The organism is Undibacterium sp. Ji49W (genome assembly GCF_049340205.1).
Taxonomy (GTDB): Bacteria; Pseudomonadota; Gammaproteobacteria; order Burkholderiales; family Burkholderiaceae_D; genus Undibacterium.
Genome location: NZ_JBMPOW010000046.1, coordinates 1 through 1,318 on the forward strand (window position 1 = coordinate 1; position 1,318 = coordinate 1,318).

Below are 1,318 nucleotides of genomic sequence, written 5' to 3' on the forward strand. Positions count from 1 at the left end.
GCCTGTTTCAATATGGCGATAATCTGGCTATCACTGAATCTCGATGTCTTCATGTAAAACTTCCTCAAAATCTCTATTAAGAAAATTCTACTTTTAAATGCGATTAATTTCTGGGAGGATTACCAATTGGCACCAATTATTCCTTAAGTGCAATTTTCAAATGGGTGGTTCCTTGTACTACAGTGGAACAACTTCTATTGGCGACTTCGTGTCGCACAACAGTGAACAGGGCGGCAGCAACAAGGCGACCATCAATCAAATTCAACCTTACAATCCGCTACGAGAAATGATCTTCCATCAGAAATAACGATACGCTCACCATCTATCTTTGCTAACAATAGTTGGAGTTGCTGGGCTCCTTGCGCAATATCCTTTCGCCAGCCATCAACATCTCCATGATAGCTGACTGGATGAAATAATGATCCATCTGGCAACCAAAGTCTACAACCCTGCGATGTTTTTCCTCCTCGTGTCGCATGCCTAGGACTAACATCTTTAGTCAGTCTATTAAATTGAGTGCGAAAATCAGTCTTTCCGTCATCGGAAAAGTAGATGACCTCTTTCGTGTCGTGAATCACCGTCCCTGGAACAATTTTTTCAAAGCCAATTGGTCCTCCAAGAATTTTCTCCATCTGGTTTATCATATATCACCCCATTATTTCGTTGCAGGCGTAATCACAAATCTGAAATTTGTGATGCCTGCATTATTAAAAACTTGTGTGTAGTAAGCGGCTAGTTCAGGACTGTTAGTGTGATAAATCACGCCTCCATCGAAACCCGAAGAATACTTGATTACTTGATCAAGCATGTTTTGCTGCTCGGCTACCGCCCAGGGCTTATTGCCATTTTGGCTGTTAGGGTTGCGTAGAGGCGTTGCCCAATTGTCAACATATTTCGCTTCAACTGCAGTATCTCTGCCCGCAACAGAAGTAACAGTATCAGCCACACCATTAACTTCTTGTCCATTGACTAATGTTGTGTATTGTCGTTGTTGGAATGAAACGTCACCATAAAGGCCACGTACACCAACTTCGTAGCTTTGTCCAAGATCAATTGCACGCGTACCATTTACAACAACCGAATCAGTGGTCGCAAACGAAACCGCTGCATTATTTACCCCTTGCCCCTCAACAGCCGTTATTCTACCCGTAGTATTCGGAAGGGCAGTATCAATAATCTGTCCATTCGCATTAGGGGCTGTTAACATTCAATAAATCCAAAGGTAAGCAAATACAAGATTGATGAAGGAAAGGAAGTTTCTATCCAATTTTTCATACCGTGTTGCAAGCCTGCGGAATTGCTTTATGCGATTGAAAAA

General features: G+C 42.2%; 2 protein-coding genes. Both read right to left on the reverse strand.

Annotated elements, in window-relative coordinates; all coding sequences use genetic code 11:
* Positions 1 to 251: 251 nt before the first annotated feature.
* Positions 252 to 644: a hypothetical protein gene (locus tag ACO0LK_RS26950; protein WP_422980600.1), complete on the reverse strand. Its 393-nt coding sequence runs from the start codon at positions 642 to 644 to the stop codon at positions 252 to 254.
* Positions 645 to 655: 11 nt separating this feature from the next.
* Positions 656 to 1,207, reverse strand: coding sequence for a hypothetical protein (locus ACO0LK_RS26955; RefSeq protein ID WP_422980601.1), 552 nt, complete (start codon positions 1,205 to 1,207; stop codon positions 656 to 658).
* Positions 1,208 to 1,318: the final 111 nt, after the last annotated feature.